Origin of the sequence: Streptomyces sp. NBC_00654, from assembly GCF_026341775.1 — a bacterium.
Classification (GTDB): domain Bacteria; phylum Actinomycetota; class Actinomycetes; order Streptomycetales; family Streptomycetaceae; genus Streptomyces.
In genome coordinates, this window is record NZ_JAPEOB010000002.1 from 1,378,844 (window position 1) to 1,397,295 (window position 18,452).

Below are 18,452 nucleotides of genomic sequence, written 5' to 3' on the forward strand. Positions count from 1 at the left end.
GGTTACTTGTTCTCCTCGGTACGGGCGGAAGTGGCGGGGGCGGCGGAGCCGCCGAGCAGCAGGTACAGGACGGCCATGCGGATCGAGACGCCGTTGGCGACCTGCTCGACGACCGTGCAGCGGTCGGAGTCGGCGACCTCGGCGGTGATCTCCATGCCGCGGACCATCGGGCCGGGGTGCATGACGATGGCGTGGCCGGGCATCCTGGCCATCCGCTCGCCGTCCAGGCCGTAGCGGCGGGAGTACTCGCGCTCGGTCGGGAAGTACGCGGCGTTCATCCGTTCACGCTGCACACGCAGCATCATCACCGCGTCGGAGTCGGGCAGCACCTCGTCCAGGCTGTAGCTGACGTCACAGGGCCACTGCTCGACGCCGACCGGCACCAGGGTCGGCGGGGCCACCAGGGTGACGTGCGCGCCGAGCGTGGTCAGGAGATGGACGTTGGAACGGGCGACCCGGCTGTGCAGGATGTCGCCGACCACGGTGATCCGGCGGCCTTCGAGGTCCCGGCCCAGTCCGCTGTCGGCGCCGACCAGCCGGCGGCGCATGGTGAACGCGTCGAGGAGCGCCTGGGTGGGGTGCTCGTGGGTGCCGTCACCGGCGTTGACCACGGCGCCGTCGATCCAGCCGGAGGTGGCCAGCCGGTACGGGGCGCCCGAGGCGCCGTGCCGGATGACGACGGCGTCCGCGCCCATCGCCTCCAGGGTCAGGGCGGTGTCCTTGAGCGACTCGCCCTTGGAGACGGACGAACCCTTCGCGGAGAAGTTGATGACATCGGCGGAGAGGCGCTTGGCGGCGGCCTCGAAGGAGATGCGGGTACGGGTCGAGTCCTCGAAGAAGAGGTTGACGACCGTACGGCCGCGCAGGGTCGGGAGCTTCTTGATCGGCCGGTCCGCGACACGGGCCATTTCCTCGGCGGTGTCGAGGATCAGGACGGCGTCGTCGCGGGTGAGGTCGGCGGCCGAGATGAGGTGACGCTTCATCTGGGGGTTCTCCGGGTGGCTGGAGGGGTTTCCCGGCATGCGGGCGTGCGGAAGCTGCCGTACGGCCCCACGGGGCCGCACGGGAGGGGGTGGGCTACTGCTCGCCCGCCTGAGCGGTCTGCTGGACACCGAGCAGCACGGCGTCGCGGCCGTCCTCCTCGGCGAGCTGGACCCTGACCGTCTCCCGCAGCGACGTCGGGAGGTTCTTGCCGACGTAGTCGGCACGGATGGGGAGTTCGCGGTGACCGCGGTCGACGAGGACCGCGAGCTGCACGGCGCGGGGGCGGCCGATGTCGCCGAGCGCGTCGAGGGCGGCACGGATCGTGCGGCCGGAGAAGAGCACGTCGTCGACCAGGACGACGAGGCTGCCCTCGATGCCCTCACCGGGGATCTCGGTACGGGCCAGAGCACGCGCCGGGCGCATCCTCAGGTCGTCGCGGTACATGGTGATGTCGAGCGATCCTACCGGCATCTTCCGGCCGGTGATCTCTTCGAGTTTGTCGGCCAGCCGACGGGCGAGGAACACGCCTCGCGTCGGGATGCCGAGCAGCACCACATCGTCGGCGCCCTTGGCGCGTTCGACGATCTCGTGGGCGATACGGGTCAGAACACGGGCTATGTCGGGAGCCTCGAGAACGGGGCGTGCCGGATTGCCGGTGTCGTCATGCTGTGCGTCCATAAGAAACGGACCTCCTTCTCCGCCTCACCGGACGGATCTTAAAGGACGTCGAAATTGCGTCATCCACGTTACCAGGGCTTGCACCGGGCCCTGGCGGCACCCCCGGGAGGTACCGGTCCGAACCCTTTCGGCTTGACGCATCCAAGTAACGCTGCGTAACCTCACAGTGAGTTACCAGCCACGCGGCGGAGCCGCAGAATGTTCCAGCGTCCGGGGAGCCTTATGTCCAGCGAATACGCAAAACAGCTCGGGGCCAAGCTCCGCGCCATCCGCACCCAGCAGGGCCTCTCCCTCCACGGCGTGGAGGAGAAGTCGCAGGGCCGTTGGAAGGCCGTCGTGGTCGGTTCGTACGAGCGCGGCGACCGTGCCGTCACCGTGCAGCGCCTCGCCGAGCTGGCGGATTTCTACGGGGTCCCGGTGCAGGAGCTGCTGCCCGGCACGACTCCGGGCGGGGCCGCCGAGCCGCCGCCGAAGCTCGTCCTGGACCTGGAGCGCCTCGCCCATGTCCCGCCGGAGAAGGCCGGACCGCTGCAGCGCTACGCCGCGACGATCCAGAGCCAGCGCGGTGACTACAACGGCAAGGTGCTGTCGATCCGCCAGGACGACCTGCGCACGCTGGCCGTGATCTACGACCAGTCGCCGTCCGTGCTCACGGAGCAGCTGATCAGCTGGGGTGTGCTGGACGCCGACGCACGCCGCGCGGTCGCGCACGAGGAGGGCTGAGACACTCTCTCGGCCCAAAGGCCCTCCCCCCAGGGAGCGGCCGCACCGCAGAAACGTACCGCCGGGTCGGCGGGGCCCTTCCGGGAGCCCCGCCTGCCCGGCGTTCTCATTGCCCGGCCGGCCCGCCCGCCGCGGCAGGCGCGCCCGCCGCGGCAGGCGCGGCAGGCGATTTCCCCGCCATCGCGCCGGGACAGCCTCGGGACAGCCCGGAGATGGCGAAGGGCCCGCGGTCGGCAGACCGCGGGCCCTTCGTCGGCAGAACGCCGCCGGGGTTACTGCTCCCGGCGGAGATTCGGCTTGAGGTCCTTGAAACGGGCCAGCAGGCCGTTCACGAAGGACGGGGAGTCATCGGTGGAGAACTCCTTGGCGAGCTGGACCGCCTCGTCGATCACCACGGCGTCCGGGGTCTCGTCCAGCCAGATCAGCTCGTACGCACCGAGCCGCAGGATGTTCCGGTCCACGACCGGCATCCGGTCGAGCTCCCAGTCCACGGCGTAGGTGACGATGAGGTCGTCGATCCGCTCCGCGTACTGCGCGTAGCCCTCGACGAGCTCCATCGTGAATTCGCCGACCGGCGGCTGACGGTCGTCGGTCCGCGAGTGCCGAACCCAGTCCGCGAGGACCGTCTGCACGGACTCACCGCGCTGGTCGGCCTCGAAGAGGATCTGGAAGGCGCGCTTGCGGGCCTTGTTCCGGGCAGCCACGGTTAGCTGTTCACCCGGCCGAGGTAGTCGCCGGTGCGGGTGTCGACCTTGATCTTCTCGCCGGTGGTGATGAAGAGCGGCACGCCGATCTCGTAACCGGTCTCCAGGGTGGCGGGCTTGCTGCCACCGGTGGAGCGGTCGCCCTGGACGCCCGGGTCGGTGTGCTGGATGGTCAGCTCGACCGCGGCCGGCAGCTCGACGTACAGCACCTCGCCCTCGTGCTGGGCGACGGAGGCGGTGAAGCCCTCGATCAGGAAGTTGGCGGCGTCGCCGACAGCCTTGCGGTCGACCATCAGCTGGTCGTAGGTGTTCATGTCCATGAAGACGAAGTACTCGCCGTCCATGTACGAGAACTGCATGTCTCGGCGGTCAATGGTGGCCGTCTCGACCTTCACACCGGCGTTGAACGTCTTGTCGACGACCTTGCCGGAGAGCACGTTCTTGAGCTTGGTGCGCACGAAGGCGGGGCCCTTGCCGGGCTTGACGTGCTGGAACTCGACGACGGACCAGAGCTGGCCTCCGTCGAGCTTGAGCACCAGGCCGTTCTTGAGGTCGTTCGTGGAAGCCACGGTTGCGGAATCTCCTGGACTGAAGCTGGTGGAACGGCCAAGGATGCGCGCTAGAGCGCGAGCAGCTCCTTGGTCGTAATGGTGAGTAGCTCGGGTCCGCCGTCCGCCTCGGGGCGCACGACGAGCGTGTCATCGATCCGGACACCGCCCCGGCCCGGGAGGTGGACCCCCGGTTCGACGGTGACCGGCACACAAGCGTCCAGTTTACCCATGGCCGTCGGTGCCAATTGCGGGTCCTCGTCGATTTCGAGCCCCACCCCGTGCCCGGTCCAGGGTACGAGGCCCTCTCCATGGCCCGCGCGGTCCAGCAGATGACGCGACGCGTGGTCCACGTCGCGATAGGCGGCACCCGGGACCAGGGCTTCCCTTCCGGCCCGCTGAGCGGCGAAAACGAGGTCGTACAGCTCGATCTGCCAGTCCGCCGGAGTCGTGCCGATGACAAAGGTGCGGCCGATCTCGCACCGGTAGCCGCGATAGCTCGCGCCCAGGCAGACGGAGAGGAAATCGCCTTCCTCCACCCGGCGGTCCGAGGGCCGGTGACGCCCCTGGCCGGAGTTCGGGCCGGTGGCGACGGAGGTTTCGAAGGCGGCGCCGTCCGCGCCGTGGTCCACCAGACGGCGCTCCAGCTCCAGGGCGAGGTGACGCTCGGTACGGCCCACCAGGATCGATTCGAGCAGTTCGCCCAGGGCCTGGTCGGTGATCTCGGCGGCGATCCGCAGACAGGCGATCTCCTCCTCGTCCTTGACGACGCGCAGCTGCTCCACCGTGAAGCCCAGATCGGCCAGGTGCAGCCTCGGGGCGACCGAGCCCATGGCCCGGTGCCGGGCGACCGTCAGATCGTGCTCCTCGATGGCGAGGGACTCCGCCCCCGAGGACATCGCCAGGTCGGCGGCGGCCACGACCGGGTCGCCGCCGGGCGCGGGCAGCACGGACAGCCGAAGCGCTTCGTCGGGCCGCCCGTGGGAGGGGTCGCCCGTCGGGGCGCGGGGGCAGAGCAGCACGTCCTCGCCGGGGCCGAGCAGCAGCACGGCGCCGGGAGGGGCTCCGCCCGCGAGATAGCGGACGTTGGCGGGGCGGGAGACCAGGGCTGCCGCGGATCCGACGGCGGCGCACCGGTCGCGGAGCAGCCCGCGTCGGACGGCGTACACCTCTGACATGCCCCGAGCGTACGAGCGGGGGCGGAGCTTCGCCCGGTCAGCGCATCCGACCGGGGGGCGGATCACCGGCGCCCTACCAGGCGGGCGGGCTGGCGAGGGAACGGGCCAGCACGTCGTCCAGGACCCGGGCGGTGGTCTCCACGTCGTACGTGGAATTGTCGATGATGGGCAGGCCCGAGCCGTACCAGCCGGCCATCCGGCCGTGGATCCGGGCCACTTCCTCGTCGGACAGGCGCCGGTTGCCGCTGCGGGCGGCGTTGCGCTCCAGGACGATCTCCAGTCCGGGGAGCAGGACGACGGGGAGCAGCCCGGGGCCGACATGGCGCTTCCAGCCGCCGAGACCGACGACGGGCCGGTCCGGGAAGACCGCGTCGTCGAGGATGCAGGAGATGCCGTTGGCGAGGAAATTGCGGGCGGCGAACCCACAGGTGCGGCGTGCGAGGCGGTACTGCGCCTCGGAGTGGTCGTTCCAGCCGGCCTGCGGATCGGCGAAGCCGGAGCAGACCCATTCCCGTACGTCGTCGAGCGAGACATGCGCCGTGGGGACCCGGCGGCGGGCGGCCCAGAGCTTGGCGACGGTGGTCTTTCCGGCGCCGGCGGGGCCGATCAGCAGCACGGCGAGCGTCGCGGCGCCGGTGCCGGGCTCGGCGGGCGGCGCGGGCAGCGCCACGGGGCCGCCCGGGGGCAGCTGGACGTGGCCGGTGGTCTCCCGGGGAACGGGGGACGGCGCGTGCTGTGGCACGGGAGCGTGCGGCGGGGCCGGGGCATGCGGTGGAGCGGGGGCATGCTGCGGGACCGGGCCGGGCACACCCTGCCCCGGGCCGTGACCGGGCGGCGGGGGTATCGGCGGCGGTCCCGGTGGAACGGGCCGGCCGGGGTGGCCGGGGTGCTGGGCCTGGTGCGTCCAGCCGGCAGGTCCGTTTCCGGATCCTTGGGGCGGCGGCAGCGGGGCCCCCACTGCGTGCTGCATCCGGTGCCACTCCGTCTCGTACAGGCAACTGACGCTGATCGGACGGCCACCGTACCTTCCCGGGCCGTCACTGGGTGAACGGCCCGGGAACGTCCGAAGTGCCCGGCGGCCACGCCCGGATGGGACGGCTGTCAGTCCGTCAGTTCGTCGGCCAGGGCCCGCAGGGCGAGCCGGTAGGAACCGATGCCGAAACCGGCCACGGTCCCGGTGGCCACGGGCGCGACCACCGAGGTGTGGCGGAACTCCTCCCGTGCGTACGGATTCGAGATGTGCACCTCGATCAGCGGGGCGGTGCGCTGGGCCGCCGCATCCCGCATCCCGTACGAGTAATGGGTGAAGGCACCCGGGTTGAGAACGACCGGAACCGAACCGTCCGCGGCCTCGTGGAGCCAGCGGATCAGCTCGCCCTCGTCATTCGTCTCCCGGACGTCGACGTCGAAGCCGAGCTCCTTGCCGAGTTCCCGGCAGGTGTCGACGAGTCCGGCGTAGGAGGTGGCCCCGTACACATCGGGTTCGCGGGAGCCGAGCCGGCCGAGGTTGGGGCCGTTGAGCACGAAGACCCTGCGGGTCACGCGGAGACCTCCCCGTAGGCGGCGAGCAGGACGGCCGGGTCCGGGCCCTCCATGACGGTGGGCTTGCCCAGGCCGTCCAGGACGATGAAGCGCAGCAGGTCGCCGCGGGACTTCTTGTCGACCTTCATGTTCTCCAGCAGCCGGGGCCACTGGTCGCCGCGGTAGGTGAGCGGCAGTCCGACCGACTCCAGGACGGTGCGGTGCCGGTCGGCCGTGGCGTCGTCGAGACGGCCGGCGAGGCGGCCCAGTTCGGCGGCGAAGACCAGGCCGACCGAGACGGCCGCGCCGTGGCGCCACTTGTAGCGCTCGTTCTTCTCGATCGCGTGGGCCAGGGTGTGGCCGTAGTTGAGGATCTCGCGGAGTCCGGACTCCTTGAGGTCGCTGGAGACGACCTCGGCCTTGACCCGGATGGAGCGCTCGATCAGCTCGGCGGTGTGCGGGCCGGACGGTGTACGGGCGCCCTCGGGGTCGGCCTCGACGAGGTCGAGGATGGCCGGGTCGGCGATGAAGCCGGCCTTGATGATCTCGGCCATGCCGGAGACATAGTCGTTGACCGGCAGCGAGTCGAGCGCGGCGAGGTCGCACAGGACCCCGGCCGGCGGGTGGAACGCGCCGACGAGGTTCTTGCCCTCGGCGGTGTTGATGCCGGTCTTGCCGCCGACGGCCGCGTCCACCATGCCGAGCACGGTGGTGGGCACGGCGATCCAGCGCACCCCGCGCAGCCAGCTGGCGGCGACGAACCCGGCCACATCGGTGGTGGCGCCGCCGCCGACGCCGACGATGACGTCGGTGCGGGTGAAGCCGGTCTGGCCGAGCGCCTTCCAGCAGTAGGCGGCGACCTCGACGGTCTTGGCCTCCTCGGCGTTCGGCAGCTGGATCGCGATGGCCTCGTAGCCCTGGTCCGCGAGGTCCTGGCGGACCGCCTCGCCCGTCTCGGCGAGCGCCTCGGGATGCAGGACCGCGACGCGCTTGGCGCGGTCGCCGATGAGGTGGGGCAGTTCGCCGAGGAGCTGCCGGCCGACCAGTACCTCGTACGGCTCGGAGCCCGCCGTGCCGGCGACCTGGATGCGGGTGGGGCCCTGCTGCGTCATGCGTGTGTTCTCCACGCCGGAGGGTGCGGACTCCTCGCCCGCGCGCTCCGGCAGTTCCAGTGCGTCGATGATCGCCTGGGCGACCTCTTCGGGAGTGCGTTCGTCGGTGGCGACGACGGTGCTCGCGACCTCTTCGTAGAGGTGGCGGCGGGCGTCCATCAGCTCGCGCCACTGACGGCGCGGGTTGACGGCCAGCAGCGGCCGCGCGGTGTTCAGCCCGACCCTCCTGACCGCCTCGTCGACGTCCATCGAGAGGTAGACGACGGCGTGGTCCGCGAGCAGTTCGCGGGTCGTCGCGTCGAGGACGGCGCCGCCGCCGAGGGAGAGGACACCGGTGTGTCCGGCGAGTGCGGTGTGCACGGCCTCCCGCTCCAGCGCGCGGAAGTGCTCCTCGCCCTCGTCGTAGAAGATCTCCGGGATCGGCTTGCCCGCGCACGCCACGATGTCCGCGTCGGTGTCCCGGTAGGTGGTGCCGAGCCGGTCGGCGAGCAGTTCACCGACCGTGGACTTGCCGACGCCCATCGGGCCGACGAGGACGACCAGTGGGCCGCTCATCGGATCTGCAGGTGGTCGAGGTACGACTGCACATTGCGGTGGGTCTCGGGGACGCTGTCGCCGCCGAACTTCTCCGCGACCGCGTCGGCCAGGACCAGGGCGACCATCGCCTCGGCGACGATCCCGGCGGCCGGAACGGCACAGACATCGGAGCGCTGGTGGTGCGCCTTGGCCGCCTCGCCGGTGACCACATCGATCGTGGCGAGCGCGCGGGGCACGGTCGCGATCGGCTTCATCGCGGCGCGGACCCGCAGCAGCTCACCGGTGGTCAGACCGCCCTCGGTGCCGCCGGAGCGGCCGGAGGCGCGCTTGATGCCGTCCGCGGTGGCCAGGATCTCGTCGTGCGCCTGGGAGCCGGGCACCCGCGCCAGGTCGAAGCCGTCGCCGACCTCGACGCCCTTGATGGCCTGGATGCCCATGAGCGCCGCGGCGAGCCGGGCGTCGAGCCGGCGGTCCCAGTGCACGTGCGAGCCGAGGCCGACGGGGACCCCGTACGCGAGCACCTCGACGACGCCGCCCAGCGTGTCGCCGTCCTTGTGGGCCTGGTCGATCTCGGCGACCATCGCCTTGGACGCGTCGGCGTCCAGGCAGCGCACGGGGTCGGCGTCGAGCTTCTCCACGTCGGAGGGGCGCGGGTAGAGCCCGTAGGGCGCCTTGGCCGCGGCCAGTTCGACGACATGGCTGATGATCTCGATGCCCGCGGTCTCCTTGAGGTACGACCGGGCGACCGCGCCGAGCGCGACCCGGGCCGCGGTCTCCCGGGCACTGGCGCGCTCAAGGACCGGCCGGGCCTCGTCGAAGCCGTACTTCTGCATCCCGGCGAGGTCCGCGTGGCCGGGGCGGGGACGGGTCAGCGGGGCGTTGCGGGCCAGCGCGGCCAGCTCGTCGGGGTCGACCGGGTCGGCCGACATGACCTGCTCCCACTTGGGCCACTCGGTGTTGCCGACCATCACGGCGACCGGGGAACCCATGGTGAGCCCGTGCCGGACCCCGCCGAGGAAGGTGACCTCGTCCTTCTCGAACTTCATCCGCGCGCCGCGGCCGTAGCCCAGGCGTCTGCGGGCGAGCGCGTCCGCCACCATCTCCGTGGTGATCGGCACACCGGCGGGAAGACCCTCCAGCGTCGCCACCAGTGCGGGGCCGTGCGACTCCCCTGCGGTCAGCCAGCGCAACCTGCTCAACGGTGCTCCTCATGCTCGCGCCCTGAAACTGCGGCGGCGCGACCGGGTGCGCGGCCCTGGCCCGCCGCCCCCGATCCTCCCACGACCGGGGCGGCGAACCGGCCGCCGGTCCAGCAGACGGACGATCCGGCCATCCCTCGGGGAGGCTGCGCGGAGCCCGCCGGGTTCCCGGCGGGGCCCGGTCAGCGGGCCGCGAGCGCCGCTTCCCCGGCGCTCCGCATGGCGGCGAGAGGCGCCGGAACGTGGCCGGTCATCTGCTCGACCTGGAGCACCGCCTGGTGCACCAGAAGGTCCAGACCTCCGATGACCGCGCCCGCACGGGCGGTCCACGCCGAGGCGAGAGCGGTCGGCCAGGGCTCGTACAGCACATCGAACAGGGTGCCGGGCGCCTCCGGCACGGCGGTGGCGAGGCCGTCCGTGGTTCCTGCCGGGGTGGTGGCGATGACCAGCGGCTCGCGCAGTGCCCGCGCGCCTTCCGCCCAGTCGGCGATCCTGACGTCGACCCCGAGGCGCTCGCCCCAGGCACGCATCTCGGCTCCGCGCTCGCGGCTTCGTACGAAGGCGGTGACCGGCCCGGTACAGATCTCGGCGAGCGCGGCGAGGGCGGAGGAGGCGGTGGCTCCGGCACCGAGGACGGCGGCGGAGCCGACCTTCTCGGTGCCGCGTTCGCGCAGCGCGGCGATCATGCCCGGGATATCGGTGTTGTCGCCGACGCGGCGGCCGTCCTCGGTGAACACGACCGTGTTGACCGCCTCGACCGAGGACGCCGTCTCGGTGACCGAGTCCAGCAGGGGGATGACCGCCCGTTTGAGCGGCATGGTCAGCGAGAGCCCGGCCCAGGAGGAGTCCAGCCCCTCGATGAACCCGGGCAGCGCCGCCTCGTCGACCTCGAAACGGTCGTAGGACCAGTTCTCCAGGCCGAGTTCCGCGTACGCGGCCCGGTGCAGGGCCGGGGAGAGCGAGTGGGCGATGGGCGAGCCGAGTACGGCTGCCCGGTGGCGCCCGTCAGTCGAGGCCATGCAGTTCCTTGAACTTCTCGTTGAGCTTGTCGTGCTCTGCGGCCGTCTTGGTGAACTGGGTCTTCTTGCCGTCGAGCGAGATGAAGAACATCCACCCGTTGGAGGTGGGACTGAGCGTCGCGCGCAGGGCTTCGTTCCCGGGATTACTGATGGGGCCGGGCGGCAGACCCGCATGGTAGTAGGTGTTGTAGGGATCCGGATTGGTCCGGATCTCCTTCGACGTAATCTTGATTTCGCTCTGCCCTTTGAGGTAATTGAACGCGGAGTCGAACTCGATCTTCCCGTTCGACACCACGTTGCCCGGCTCCAGGCGGTTGTAGACGACTTCGGCCATCTTGCGGAAGTCGTCGTGCGTGAGACCCTCCGCCTGGACCATGCTGGCGACAGTGAGCACCTGCCACGGGTCGTCCAGTTTGTACTTCTTCGCGGCGCCTTCGAGGTCGACCTCTTCGTACTCCTCGTTGGCCCGCTTGACCATCCTCTTCAGCGCGTCCTCGGGCTTCGTCCCCTTGGCGACCGGATAGGCGGCCGGGAAGAGGAAGCCCTCCAGCGGATCCTTGATGTCCGGATCGTCATCGACCCAGTCCGGCAGCCCGAGACTCTCCGCCTTGGTCTTCGCGACGTCGGCGGTCGAGCCCTCCTTCAGGCCGAGCCGCTGGTCGATCATCTCGTAGACCTTGGCGTTACGGGTGCCCTCGGGGATGACCAGGGCGTTCTGGCTCTTCGGATCCATCATCAGCTTCACGGCGCTGTCCGCGGACATCTCCTTCTTCAGGAGATAGACACCCGCCTGAAGGGACTTCCCCTTGGGGATGTTGTTCTGGGCCGAAACGAAGGCGTCGACGGACTTGACGACACCCTTCTTCTTCAGGATGTTCGCGATGTCGTAGCCGAGGGCGCCCTTCGGGATCTCCACCTCGACCGAGCCGGTGCCGCCGCCCGCGAAGTCGGGTGCCTCACCGAACTGCTTCTGCCAGAAGGAGTAGCCGACGTAGCCCACTCCCCCGAGGCCGCCGATCAGAACGGCGGAGACCACCAGGCAGGCACAGCCGCTGCGGTTCTTCTTCTTGCCCTTGCCCCGGCGTTCGCTTCCGCCGCGGCCGCCCCGGCCCCCGGCGCGCCGTGACTCGCGGGGGTCGTCGTCGTACGCGTCATCGTCGTCGCCGGAGCCCCGGCCGTCACGCGAGCCCCGGTCGTCACTCGATTCCCGGCCGTCACGTGGTTCGGGCTCGTCCTCGCCGGTGAAGAACGGATGCGTCTCCTCCTGCGGGGCGTCCGGATCCCAGTCGGGCGACTGCTGCTGTTCGGGCACGGCCTCGCGCCGGCCCGGGGGCTGCGGCGGCGGATAGGCCTCGGGGGTGCCGTAGTAGTCCTGGGACTCGCCGTAGCCACCGGGCTGTTGCTGGTACGGGTCCTGGGGCTGGGCCCCGTACGGCATCGCGGCCTGCTGACCGGTGTCCCAGCCGCCGTTGTACTGCGGCTGCTGGTGCGCCTGGGGCTGGTGCGGCTGCTGCGCATACGGATCCTGCTGCGCGCCGTACTGCTGGTGCTGCTGGTACGACTGCTGAGGCTGCTGCTGTTCCGGATGCTGCTGGTACGGCTGCTGCGGCTGCTGCGGCTGCTGCTGGGCGTACGGGTCATGCGGATAGGGCTGCTGCTGGCCGCCGTACTGGCTCTGGCCGTGGGCGGCCTCCTGGCCCCCCCATCCCTGGCCCCCGTACAACGGGTCCTCGGGATGCCACGGTTCGGAGCCGGGGCCCCGGCCATACTCAGTCATCGATCCCCTAGAGCCGCGAGACGACGTTCCGTCTCTTCGCTTCGCTGTGCGGTTTGTTCGAACACCGCCGCATCGCGCGGAACGTTACCGTATCGCGATCAGACAACCACTTCGACGCCCTCGCCAGGAGGATTGCCTGACGCCCGTTCGGACTCCAGAGCGTTCTGAAGGATCACCACAGCGGCAGCCTGGTCGATGACAGACCGGCCCTTCTTGGACTTCACGCCCGAGGCGCGCAGTCCCTGACTCGCCGTCACTGTGGTCATCCTCTCGTCCACGAGCCGCACCGGAATGGGTGCGACCGCGCGGGCGAACACCTGGGCGAAGGCGCGGACCTTGGCGGCCGCGGGGCCCTCGCCACCGCCGAGCGAGCGTGGCAGACCGATGATGACCTCGATCGGCTCGTACTCCTCGACGATCTGCCCGAGCCGCCGGTGGGCGGCCGGGACGTCACGTCCCGGCACGGTCTCCACCGGGGTGGCGAGAATCCCGTCGGGGTCGCACGAGGCGACCCCGATCCGGGCGTCCCCGACATCGACCGCGAGCCGACGCCCACGGCGCATCTGCGTCATTTCGGGCGTCACGCCGTTTCCGTGACGAGGCGTTCGACAGCGGCGACGGCGTCGCCGATGGCGTCCGGGTTCGTACCGCCGCCCTGGGCGACGTCCGGCTTGCCGCCGCCTCCGCCGCCGAGGGTCTTGGCGGCCGTACGGACGAGGTCGCCGGCCTTGAGGCCGCGCTCGCGGGCGGCCTCGTTGGTGGCGATGACCGTCAGCGGGCGGCCGTTGGCGGTGGTGAACAGGGCCACGACGGCCGGACGGCCGCCCTGGACGCGGCCCCGGACGTCCAGGACGAGCTTGCGCAGGTCGTCGGCCGACGTGCCGTCCGGCACCTGGCCGGTGACCAGGGCGACACCGCGTACGTCCTGGGCGGACTCGACGAGCCCGGCGGCGGCCTGGAGGACCTTCTCCGCGCGGAACTTCTCGATCTCCTTCTCGGCGTCCTTCAGCTTGCCGAGCATCGAGGAGATCTTCTCGGGCAGCTCCTCGGCGCGGCCCTTGACCAGCTCCTGGAGCTGGGCGACGACCGTGTGCTCCTTGGCGAGGAAGTTGTACGCGTCGACGCCGACGAGGGCCTCGATACGGCGCACGCCGGAGCCGATGGACGACTCACCGAGCAGCTTCACCAGGCCCAGCTGGGCGGTGTTGTGGACGTGCGTACCGCCGCACAGCTCCTTGGAGAAGTCCCCGATGGTGACGACGCGGACCCGCTCGCCGTACTTCTCGCCGAACTCGGCGATGGCGCCCTGCTTCTTGGCCTCGTCGATGGACATGACCTCGGCCTGGACGTCGAGTTCGCGGGAGAGGACCTCGTTGATCCGCTGCTCGACATCGGTCAGGACCGTGCCGGGTACGGCGGCGGGCGAACCGAAGTCGAAGCGGAAGCGGCCCGGCGAGTTCTCCGAACCGGCCTGGGCGGCCGTCGGGCCCAGCGCGTCGCGCAGCGCCTGGTGCGTGAGGTGCGTGGCGCTGTGGGCGCGGGCGATGGCCCGGCGGCGGGTGTTGTCGATGGCGGCGTAGACGGAGGCGCCCACGGTCACCTCGCCGACCTGGACGACCCCCTTGTGCACATGCACGCCGGGGACCGGCTTCTGCACGTCGCGGACCTCGATGACGGCGCCCGTGTCCAGCCGGATCCGGCCCTGGTCGGCGAGCTGGCCGCCGCCCTCGGCGTAGAAAGGCGTGCGGTCGAGGACGACCTCGACCTCGTCGCCCTCGGTGGCCGCGGGCGAGGGCACACCGTCGACGAGGAGGCCGACGATGGTCGACTCCCCCGCGGTGCTGATGTAGCCGGTGAACTCGGTGGCGCCGGAGTTGTCGGCCACCTCGCGGTAGGCGGACAGGTCGGCGTGACCGGTCTTCTTGGCGCGGGCGTCGGCCTTGGCCTTGTCCCGCTGCTCCTGCATGAGGCGGCGGAAACCGTCCTCGTCCACGGACAGCCCCTGCTCGGCGGCCATCTCCAGGGTGAGGTCGATCGGGAAGCCCCAGGTGTCGTGGAGCAGGAACGCCTTGTCGCCGGCCAGCACCTGGCCACCGGCGGCCTTCGTCTCGGTGACAGCGGTCTCGAGGATGTTGGTGCCGCCCTTGAGGGCCTTGAGGAAGGCGGCCTCCTCGGCGAGGGCGACCGTCTCGATGCGCTTGCGGTCGGTGATCAGCTCCGGGTACTGGAGCCCCATGGTGTTGATCACGACGTCGACCAGCTCGCCCGCGACCGAGCCGGAGGCGCCCATCAGCCGCATGTTGCGGATGGCGCGGCGCATGATGCGGCGCAGCACATAGCCGCGGCCCTCGTTGCCGGGGGTGACACCGTCGCCGATGAGCATCACGGACGTACGGATGTGGTCGGCGACCACGCGCAGCGAGACGTCGGTGCCCGGCTCGGCCCCGTAGCGCACGCCGGTCAGTTCGGTGGCCTTGTCCATGACCACGCGCAGGGTGTCGGTCTCGTACATGTTCTGTACGCCCTGCAGGATCATGGCCAGGCGTTCGAGGCCGAGACCCGTGTCGATGTTCTTCGACGGCAGGTCGCCGAGGATCGGGAAGTTCTCCTTGCCGTCACCTGCGCCCCGCTCGTACTGCATGAAGACCAGGTTCCAGATCTCCACGTACCGCTCGTCGTTGACGGCCGGGCCGCCCTCGACGCCGAACTCGGGGCCGCGGTCGTAGTTGATCTCGGAGCACGGACCGCAGGGGCCCGGGACGCCCATCGACCAGAAGTTGTCCTTCTTGCCGAGGCGCTGGATGCGCTCGGCCGGCACGCCGATCTTGTCGCGCCAGATCTGCTCGGCCTCGTCGTCGTCCAGATAGACCGTGATCCACAGCCGCTCGGGGTCGAGGCCGAAGCCGCCCTCCGCCACGGGGCTCGTCAGAGCCTCCCAGGCGTAGCTGATGGCGCCTTCCTTGAAGTAGTCCCCGAAGGAGAAGTTGCCGCACATCTGGAAGAAGGTGCCGTGCCGGGTGGTCTTGCCGACCTCTTCGATGTCCGGGGTACGGACACACTTCTGCACGCTGGTCACGCGCGGGGCGGGCGGCTTGACCTCGCCGAGGAAGTACGGCTTGAAGGGGACCATGCCCGCGGGGACGAGCAGCAGAGTCGGGTCGTCCGCGATGAGCGACGCCGAAGGGACAACGGCGTGACCGCGCTCCTCGAAGAAGCTCAGCCAGCGGCGGCGAATTTCAGCCGACTCCATCAGTGGTCCTCATTCCGGTTGTACGAGTTGTAGGGGAGTTTGCGGTAGGTGGGTTCGGCGGCCTCGACCGCGTAGTGCCGCCGGACGGGGAGCTCGGGGTCGACCGGTGCGTCCAGGCCCAGGGCGCCGCCCAGTTCGGCTTCGCGCCGGACCATGCCGTCGCGCACGTCGAGGGCGAAGTCCTTGAGCTTGTGGCCGGTCTCGATCGCCTTGTCGGCGGCCTGCGCCGCGAGGCTCTCCGGCGTCAGCTGCTTGAGCTTGCGGTTGACCTTGGTGGTGGCCCAGACACCGGCGGCTGCGCCGGCGGTGAACCAGAACGTACGGCGGAACATCGCAGCGTCAGTCCTTCTGTCCGCGGGAGCTTCGGCCGTTCCGCTTCCTGGCCCGCGCGGACGGCACGGTGCGGCCGACGATCACCGTACGACGGGAGCGTCCGCGCTCCGGTTCCGGCTCCGGCTCGCCGGCCGTCCTGCGGCCGATCGCCTGCCGTACGCCGTAGCCGAACGCGGCGACCTTCACGAGCGGTCCGCCGAAGGTCGACGCGACGGTGGTGGAGAGCGCGGAGGCGTTGGAGGTGACCTCCTGGACGTCCGTCGCGATGGCGTCGACCTTGTCGAGCTGGGTCTGCGCGGAGCGCACGGTCGCGGCGGCGTCGGCGAGCAGCGGGACGGCCTGTTCGGTCACGTCCGCCACGAGTCTCGTGGTCGCCCTGAGCGTCTGGGCCAGCCTCACCAGCACCACGGCGAGGAACGAAACCAGGATCGCCCAGAAGACGGCCACCAGGATCCCGGCCACCTCTCCACCGGACACAGTGCACCGCTCTCTGCTTGTCGCTCGCCCCTGTCGGGACTTGTCTCCGCATCCGACGCAGGCCGCTGTCAGCGCCGCCAATCGTCGTCCCACGACCCTATCGCGCCGGGCGTCACCACCCGTACCGCATAACAGTGCGGGACGGGGAGTCGGCACGAAGAGATTGTACGGAGAGCTTTCAAGCCAGTACTCTGCGTGTCTTATGCGACGCCTCCAGCGCCACTTCGCCACCTCCGACGAACCCGGGCCCCACCCCGACTCACGCGGGAACCTGCCGGCGGATCTGAACAGATTCGTGGGCCGCGACGCCGAGGTCGCCGAACTGTGCCGGCTCCTGGAGGAGTCCAGGATCGTCACCGTCGCGGGAGTGGCCGGGGCCGGGAAGACCCGGTGCGCCACCCGGGTCGCCACTCTGCTGAAGAAACGGTACTGCGACGGTGTCTGGATCGTCGAGCTGTCCGCCATCCATGACCCCGGACTGCTGGAGCACGCCCTCGTCGACGCGCTGGGCCTCACCGATCACACCGGCAGACCGCCCCGGGCCACCCTCGTCGAGCATCTGGCCCCCCGCCAGTTGCTTCTGGTGATCGACGGCTTCGAGCACCTCATCGACCCCTGTGCCTCACTCGTACGGGAACTGCTCCGCCGGGCCCCGCGGCTCCAGGTACTCGCGGCCGGCCGCCGGCCCCTCCAGGTGGACGGTGAACTGACGTTCCCGCTCGCGCCGATGAACGACGAGGACGCGGTGGAGCTGTTCACGGAGCGGGCCCGCGCCGTGCGGCCCGGATTCCGGCCGACGGACGGGGAGGCGGCGGCCGCACGGGAGCTCTGCCGCCGGCTCGACGGGATTCCGCTCGCCCTGGAGCTGGCCGCCGGGCGGCTGCGGGCGCTCTCCGTCGACCAGGTGCTGGTGCGCCTGGACGACCGGTTCCGGCTGCTGACCGGCGGCAGCCGCTGCGCGCCGGCCCGCCACCAGACGCTGCGTACGGCCATCGGCTGGAGCCATGAGCTGTGCGCCCCCGAACAGCGGCTGCTGTGGGCCCGGCTCTCGGTGTTCGCCGGACAGTTCGACCTGGAGGCCGCCGAGTACATCTGCGGCGGCCCCGACCTGCCCGCCGACTCGGTGCTGGACGTACTGGACGAGCTGCTCGCGCAGTCGGTGGTCCTGCGGGAGGACTCCCCGGCGGGCACCCGCTACCGGCTGCTGGACACCGTGCGCGAGTACGGCGCCGAGTGGCTGGCGGCCACCGGTGACACCCGGCGGCTGAGGCGCAGGCACCGGGACTGGTTCCTGGGCCTGGCGACCTGGTGCGAGCTGGACTGGTTCAGTCCCCGGCAGGCCGAGGTGGCGGTCCGTATCGACAGTGAGCTGCCCAACCTGCGCCGGGCCATGGAGTATTCGATGGAGAGTCCGGAGGAGATCCATCTGGCCCAGTACCTGGTGGGCACGCTCTGGTTCTACTGGGTGGGCTGCGGCCGGCTCTCCGAGGGCCGGCACTGGCTGGATCATGTGCTGGAGGGCGAGGCACCGCATGATCCCTCCCGGCTCAAGGCGTTGTGGGTCCTGGGTCATGTGGCGGTTCTCCAGGGCGACGCGATCGGCGCGGTCTCGGCGCTGCACGAGTGCCGGGAGGAGGCCGAACGGAGCGGCGATGCCACGGCCATGGCCTACGCGGTGCACCGGACCGGCTGTCTGGCGATCGTCACGGACGACATGCCGCGCGCCGAGGAGCTGCTGCGCGACGCGCTCGGCCGGTACCGGGAGATCGGTGAGCTGAACAGCAATGTGCTGATGGCCCAGGTCGAACTGGCCATGGCGGTGGCCTTCCGCGGCGATCTGGACGGTGCGGCCGCGATCTGCGACGAGGTCAGGGAGATCTGTGAGGACCACGGGGAGCGGTGGGCCCTGGCCTACGCGCTGTACGTCCTGGCCTACGCGGCGCTGCGGCGGGGCGAGACGGGCCCGGCCCGGCGGATGCTCGGGGAGTCCCTGTCCATCGGTCATACCTTCAACGACCTGCTGGGCACGGTCCTCTCCCTGGAGCTGCTGGCCCTGGTCACGGCGATCGAGGGCAACCCCGCGGAGGCCGCCGTGCTGCAGGGGGCGGCGGAGCGGATCTGGCCGTCGGTGGGACTGCCGCTGTTCGGCTCGGTCCACTACGGCCGGCCGCAGGCGGAGTGCGAGGAGCTCGCGCGCCGGGAACTCGGGGACGCCGCGTACACGGCGGGGCTGCGCACCGGGGGCCGGCTGGATCCGGACGGGGCGGTGGCACGGGCGCTGACCGGCGGACCCCCGGAGGAGGCGGGCGCGCACGGGCTGACCGCCGTACCGGCGCCCGGGGAAACGCGAAGGCCCGCCGCCTCCCGTACAACAGGGAGGGGCGGGCCGGAGCGCTGGTGAGAGCGGCTACG

Annotated in this window: 17 protein-coding genes; 2 read left to right on the plus strand and 15 right to left on the minus strand. The window is 70.9% G+C overall.

Annotation, left to right across the window (positions count from 1 at the left end; all coding sequences use genetic code 11):
• Nucleotides 1–2 precede the first annotated feature (2 nt).
• On the minus strand, nt 3–983 hold the full coding sequence (locus OHA98_RS26265) for an aspartate carbamoyltransferase catalytic subunit (RefSeq protein WP_266929200.1): 981 nt from the start codon (nt 981–983) through the stop codon (nt 3–5).
• Nucleotides 984–1,077: 94 nt separating this feature from the next.
• Entirely contained in the window at nt 1,078–1,662 is a 585-nt protein-coding gene (gene pyrR, locus OHA98_RS26270) for a bifunctional pyr operon transcriptional regulator/uracil phosphoribosyltransferase PyrR (protein ID WP_266929201.1), read from the minus strand.
• Between the two features lie 222 nt (nt 1,663–1,884).
• Here pyrR and bldD point away from each other — a divergent pair, with 222 nt between their 5' ends.
• On the plus strand, nt 1,885–2,385 hold the full coding sequence (gene bldD, locus OHA98_RS26275) for a transcriptional regulator BldD (RefSeq protein ID WP_014044812.1): 501 nt from the start codon (nt 1,885–1,887) through the stop codon (nt 2,383–2,385).
• Between the two features lie 272 nt (nt 2,386–2,657).
• On the opposite strand, the gene nusB is transcribed toward bldD, so the two are convergent.
• The 13 genes from nusB to OHA98_RS26340 all read right to left on the minus strand — a co-directional run bounded on the left by nusB (nt 2,658) and on the right by OHA98_RS26340 (nt 16,025).
• Nucleotides 2,658–3,089, minus strand: a complete 432-nt coding sequence (gene nusB / locus OHA98_RS26280) for a transcription antitermination factor NusB (RefSeq protein WP_266929202.1) — start codon at nt 3,087–3,089, stop codon at nt 2,658–2,660.
• Between the two features lie 2 nt (nt 3,090–3,091).
• Nucleotides 3,092–3,658 (minus strand): elongation factor P, encoded by a 567-nt coding sequence (gene efp / locus OHA98_RS26285; protein ID WP_031097761.1) that lies wholly within the window; start codon nt 3,656–3,658, stop codon nt 3,092–3,094.
• A 50-nt stretch (nt 3,659–3,708) separates the two neighbouring features.
• Entirely contained in the window at nt 3,709–4,815 is a 1,107-nt protein-coding gene (locus OHA98_RS26290; RefSeq protein ID WP_266929203.1) for an aminopeptidase P family protein, read from the minus strand.
• A 73-nt stretch (nt 4,816–4,888) separates the two neighbouring features.
• Nucleotides 4,889–5,785 (minus strand): Pro-rich N-terminal domain-containing protein, encoded by an 897-nt coding sequence (locus tag OHA98_RS26295; protein WP_266929204.1) that lies wholly within the window; start codon nt 5,783–5,785, stop codon nt 4,889–4,891.
• Nucleotides 5,786–5,916: 131 nt separating this feature from the next.
• Nucleotides 5,917–6,357, minus strand: coding sequence for a type II 3-dehydroquinate dehydratase (gene aroQ, locus OHA98_RS26300; protein ID WP_266929205.1), 441 nt, complete (start codon nt 6,355–6,357; stop codon nt 5,917–5,919).
• Nucleotides 6,354–8,003, minus strand: a complete 1,650-nt coding sequence (gene aroB / locus OHA98_RS26305; RefSeq protein WP_266929206.1) for a 3-dehydroquinate synthase — start codon at nt 8,001–8,003, stop codon at nt 6,354–6,356. The genes aroQ and aroB overlap by 4 nt, the downstream gene beginning before the upstream one ends.
• The gene (gene aroC / locus OHA98_RS26310; RefSeq protein ID WP_266929207.1) at nt 8,000–9,184 is read right to left on the minus strand and encodes a chorismate synthase; all 1,185 of its coding nucleotides are present in this window, start codon (nt 9,182–9,184) and stop codon (nt 8,000–8,002) included. The genes aroB and aroC overlap by 4 nt, the downstream gene beginning before the upstream one ends.
• A 182-nt stretch (nt 9,185–9,366) precedes the next feature.
• Nucleotides 9,367–10,203, minus strand: coding sequence for a shikimate dehydrogenase (locus OHA98_RS26315; RefSeq protein WP_266929208.1), 837 nt, complete (start codon nt 10,201–10,203; stop codon nt 9,367–9,369).
• A complete protein-coding gene (mltG, locus tag OHA98_RS26320) occupies nt 10,190–11,980 on the minus strand; it encodes an endolytic transglycosylase MltG (protein ID WP_266929209.1) in 1,791 nt (596 codons plus the stop codon). The genes OHA98_RS26315 and mltG overlap by 14 nt, the downstream gene beginning before the upstream one ends.
• Before the next feature lie 98 nt (nt 11,981–12,078).
• Nucleotides 12,079–12,552: a Holliday junction resolvase RuvX gene (ruvX, locus tag OHA98_RS26325; protein WP_266930916.1), complete on the minus strand. Its 474-nt coding sequence runs from the start codon at nt 12,550–12,552 to the stop codon at nt 12,079–12,081.
• A gap of 8 nt (nt 12,553–12,560) precedes the next feature.
• Nucleotides 12,561–15,230: an alanine--tRNA ligase gene (gene alaS, locus OHA98_RS26330; protein ID WP_266929210.1), complete on the minus strand. Its 2,670-nt coding sequence runs from the start codon at nt 15,228–15,230 to the stop codon at nt 12,561–12,563.
• Complete coding sequence (locus OHA98_RS26335) at nt 15,230–15,562, minus strand: DUF6167 family protein (protein ID WP_266929211.1); 333 nt, start codon at nt 15,560–15,562, stop codon at nt 15,230–15,232. Before OHA98_RS26335 ends, alaS begins: the two co-directional genes overlap by 1 nt.
• Nucleotides 15,563–15,569: 7 nt before the next feature.
• On the minus strand, nt 15,570–16,025 hold the full coding sequence (locus OHA98_RS26340; protein WP_266929212.1) for a DUF948 domain-containing protein: 456 nt from the start codon (nt 16,023–16,025) through the stop codon (nt 15,570–15,572).
• 217 nt (nt 16,026–16,242) lie between these two features.
• Between OHA98_RS26340 and OHA98_RS26345 the strand changes: the two genes are divergently transcribed.
• Nucleotides 16,243–18,441 carry an AAA family ATPase gene (locus tag OHA98_RS26345; RefSeq protein ID WP_266929213.1) on the plus strand — a complete coding sequence of 733 codons (2,199 nt, stop codon included), beginning with the start codon at nt 16,243–16,245 and terminating at the stop codon, nt 18,439–18,441.
• The last annotated feature ends 11 nt before the right edge of the window (nt 18,442–18,452 follow it).

What these genes read in the sequence shown, in the direction of transcription:
- alaS (WP_266929210.1), bottom strand. Translation starts at nt 15,230, where the DNA reads ATGGAGTCGGCTGAAATTCGCCGCCGCTGGCTGAGCTTCTTCGAGGAG.
- OHA98_RS26290 (WP_266929203.1), bottom strand. Translation starts at nt 4,815, where the DNA reads ATGTCAGAGGTGTACGCCGTCCGACGCGGGCTGCTCCGCGACCGGTGC.
- OHA98_RS26345 (WP_266929213.1), top strand. Translation starts at nt 16,243, where the DNA reads ATGCGACGCCTCCAGCGCCACTTCGCCACCTCCGACGAACCCGGGCCC.
- OHA98_RS26335 (WP_266929211.1), bottom strand. Translation starts at nt 15,562, where the DNA reads ATGTTCCGCCGTACGTTCTGGTTCACCGCCGGCGCAGCCGCCGGTGTC.
- aroB (WP_266929206.1), bottom strand. Translation starts at nt 8,003, where the DNA reads ATGAGCGGCCCACTGGTCGTCCTCGTCGGCCCGATGGGCGTCGGCAAG.
- bldD (WP_014044812.1), top strand. Translation starts at nt 1,885, where the DNA reads ATGTCCAGCGAATACGCAAAACAGCTCGGGGCCAAGCTCCGCGCCATC.
- ruvX (WP_266930916.1), bottom strand. Translation starts at nt 12,552, where the DNA reads ATGACGCAGATGCGCCGTGGGCGTCGGCTCGCGGTCGATGTCGGGGAC.
- OHA98_RS26295 (WP_266929204.1), bottom strand. Translation starts at nt 5,785, where the DNA reads ATGCAGCACGCAGTGGGGGCCCCGCTGCCGCCGCCCCAAGGATCCGGA.
- OHA98_RS26265 (WP_266929200.1), bottom strand. Translation starts at nt 983, where the DNA reads ATGAAGCGTCACCTCATCTCGGCCGCCGACCTCACCCGCGACGACGCC.
- pyrR (WP_266929201.1), bottom strand. Translation starts at nt 1,662, where the DNA reads ATGGACGCACAGCATGACGACACCGGCAATCCGGCACGCCCCGTTCTC.
- OHA98_RS26315 (WP_266929208.1), bottom strand. Translation starts at nt 10,203, where the DNA reads ATGGCCTCGACTGACGGGCGCCACCGGGCAGCCGTACTCGGCTCGCCC.
- mltG (WP_266929209.1), bottom strand. Translation starts at nt 11,980, where the DNA reads ATGACTGAGTATGGCCGGGGCCCCGGCTCCGAACCGTGGCATCCCGAG.